This is a genomic window from Microcoleus sp. T2B6 (genome assembly GCF_036700475.1).
In the GTDB taxonomy this organism is placed as follows: Bacteria; Cyanobacteriota; Cyanobacteriia; order Cyanobacteriales; family Microcoleaceae; genus Microcoleus.
Map to the genome: position 1 here is coordinate 1 of NZ_JAUBOZ010000220.1, position 2,850 is coordinate 2,850.

The window sequence follows — 2,850 nt, forward strand, 5'->3', positions numbered from 1 at the left end:
TTAATAATTAAATGGGGTCGCAAAATCAAAAATAAGGGTAATGATTGTATCACAGTTTAAATGTGCAACAGCTTAGCTCAACAGCAGTCTTAATTGCTATTCCCCAGCTATAACGGCTCATCTTCTCACGTTCACTGCTATTAGGTTTTGAACCATCTTCAAACACATAAGGATCGCCCCAGATAGGATTGGCAATAATACCATTAATGCCGATTACTTCACCTCGCTGATTCAGGATCGGCCCCCCACTCATACCTTTTTGAACATTATTGGTATAACCAATTTGATAGCCATCCTGAAATGCCTTATCTGGCAACAGAGAAACTTCGCCACTTGTAAAAACCAGCTTCTTAATGTCAGAGACAAATCCAGCGGCAAATACTTGCTGATTCACAGCCAGTGTCGATACACTCATCAACTCAGCTAAAGTGTAATCTTGAGCAGAACTAAACTGTAGCAAAGCCAAATCGCTACCTTTAAAGTTGACATCCTTAACCACATTAGCTTGATAAATTTTACCATCTGGTGTCTGGATGCGATATGGTTCACCAGGAACCAAGACGTGCCGATTGGTTAAGACACTATAAATGTCTTCTTTTTTGCTATTCGCTCCTTTTTTGCCAACCAATATTCCCGACCCGCTAGTCTTGTTTGATAGGACTTTGACAGTAATAGATTGAGCGATTCGCTGTACTTCTTCTGGAGAAAGTTGGTTTGTCAATGGTTGAACGCTCTCACTACGTCCAAAAACAGGAATATCCCAGATTCTTTTTCCTGTCATTCCCATTGTCACTGCGCCACCAATACAAGCAGTGGCGAACAATAGACTCACGGTAGTTAAGGTAAGATAACGACGATTGACTGACATTTGAGTACCCAGAGTTTTAGTTTTTCTCAGCAGGGATTTCCTCAGCAGGGAGTTTGCTAAGAAACTTTTTCACATCAATATAGATTTCAGAGGCATTAGAACCTCTTTCTTCTAGTGAGCCTGTTCCTTGATGGTCTGATAATAACTGGTTGACAACAAGTTTAGGGTTTGTTCCTGGCTTTAGCGTCCAGAGTAAAAGACAAGGGCGACCATGTTCTTTATCTTTAGCTACACAGATGGTGTCGAAACCCTTCTCTTTACCAGTTGTTATGTAATCCAGGAGTCCCTGCTTATTGTAATCTTGAAAACGGTTCGATACTTCTTCACAGCGTTGTTGCGGTGTATAGCCCACTTTATCACCAAAGTCAGAAACCCAGCGAATCACTGACTTTCTCTTTGGAATGCCCCCGTTTGTGAGCTCTCGTGCAAACGTAGTGGGTACACTGTCACTGCTCACACCGCAAATGAAAGTTACCGATTGAGCGGGTTTTATAAGCGTAATACCAAAAAACTCTAGTATTGTTACTATCCCTGCAAAAGCGCCTATAGTCCCCACTCCAATAACTACCGCTTTACAAATTGCCTTAACCTTTGTATTTTGTGGATTGTTCGTCGTCATACTGTTTTCCTAAACTTTAGCTGGACAAAGGATCTACTTAACCCTACGCTTCCGATGAAATCTCTGCTATTTACAGCCACACAACGCACCCTAACGATTCCGCAAATCCGAGTTAGTTTGCTAACGCCAAAAAATAAAGTATAAGGATAGTCGCCTGAAAACTTTCATTCCTTCACCGTTGTTATCACTTTGAGATTAATGACAGCCAGGGACTAGAACTCGTCACGGTTGCAGACTACTGACTATATTACTTCATTATAGTTGCTCAATAAAGGTTCAGAATTAGCTCTTAAACCATTTCAACAGGCTTCGTGCTTTGGACTTGACTGCGAAACCGCTTTTGGAATTGACCCATACCGAGCTAAAGTTCGCCTCGTACAGCTTGCTATTCCCGATATGCCAGTAGCGATCGTCGATCTCTTTGCGATCGCCCTTGAACACCTGCCCAGTTTTAGGGTCAATTTCCTGTTGGCTGCTGACTAAGTTCTCAGCTAGAGAATTTTGCAAGACTTTATCCTGAACAGCAGGAGGAAAATATTGGAAGAGTTCCTCTCTTGTAGGTTTTTGGCCTTTGTTCACGTTTAGGATAAAGTTAGCCCCCCCTGGAATTGAACTGACAGCACGCTGCACGTCTTCCCGGTAACTCATCAACTGATAGCGACCGATCGCCCGCCCGCAGTTGCGAGATCCTTCGGTACAAACCATCTCGCCAATAGCTTCGTAATCGCCACTGGCTGCATTTTCCAAATTGGCGATTCCTTCGGAAAGCTTTGCTAACGCCTCCCCTAATGAAGCTACATCCACACCGTTAACGTAAGTTGCGGGGCGCGCGCACTCTCGCTTTGATTCAGGTACAGGCTGAGTTGGTAAAGCGTTTTTTTGAGCGTGATTTGAACTCAGCGGCTTTGAAGGTTTTGTTTCAGATGCGACGCCTTTTGAACGCGAAATACTGTTAGAAGAACCACCCTCCAATCGACCGACAAACATAGGCGAATTAACGCCGTAACTGAGAAATGGAACCGGACCAATAATGTAAGGCGATTTGCCGCAGGGCAAACTAAACCTGAAGTACAGAGCCGTGTCAACAGTATCGCTGGTTTCTGACGGTTCCATTACCACTACTTTAAACACTTCCCCAAAAGGATGCCGGCCCGTCGGTTCCCAACCGGTCAAACAGCCAGAACCACCCCGCACTTCCTGGTATTTGCCGCTAATCCACTGCTTGCCTTCTAGCGGCCCTGCGGCGCGGCGACCGGCGTTTTCCATGTCGTCGAGTTCGATATAAGGGGTGCATCTCACTTTGGCAAATGTGTCAAAAAAGAGATAAAATGAAAAAGCTAGTAAAATCGTTAAATAAAGATGA

The 2,850-nt window shown here is 44.1% G+C and carries 2 protein-coding genes and 1 pseudogene; all 3 read right to left on the bottom strand.

All coding sequences use genetic code 11. The features are described 5' to 3' along the window. Positions 1 to 49: 49 nt before the first annotated feature. Positions 50 to 868 carry a serine protease gene (locus tag QUA00_RS36430; protein WP_333413442.1) on the bottom strand — a complete coding sequence of 273 codons (819 nt, stop codon included), beginning with the start codon at positions 866 to 868 and terminating at the stop codon, positions 50 to 52. Between the two features lie 16 nt (positions 869 to 884). Continuing rightward, positions 885 to 1,487 (bottom strand): COP23 domain-containing protein, encoded by a 603-nt coding sequence (locus tag QUA00_RS36435; protein WP_333413444.1) that lies wholly within the window; start codon positions 1,485 to 1,487, stop codon positions 885 to 887. A gap of 282 nt (positions 1,488 to 1,769) precedes the next feature. Then, a pseudogene (locus tag QUA00_RS36440) lies at positions 1,770 to 2,850 on the bottom strand (hypothetical protein); the annotation flags it as partial.

What these genes read in the sequence shown, in the direction of transcription:
- QUA00_RS36430 (WP_333413442.1), bottom strand. Translation starts at nt 868, where the DNA reads ATGTCAGTCAATCGTCGTTATCTTACCTTAACTACCGTGAGTCTATTG.
- QUA00_RS36435 (WP_333413444.1), bottom strand. Translation starts at nt 1,487, where the DNA reads ATGACGACGAACAATCCACAAAATACAAAGGTTAAGGCAATTTGTAAA.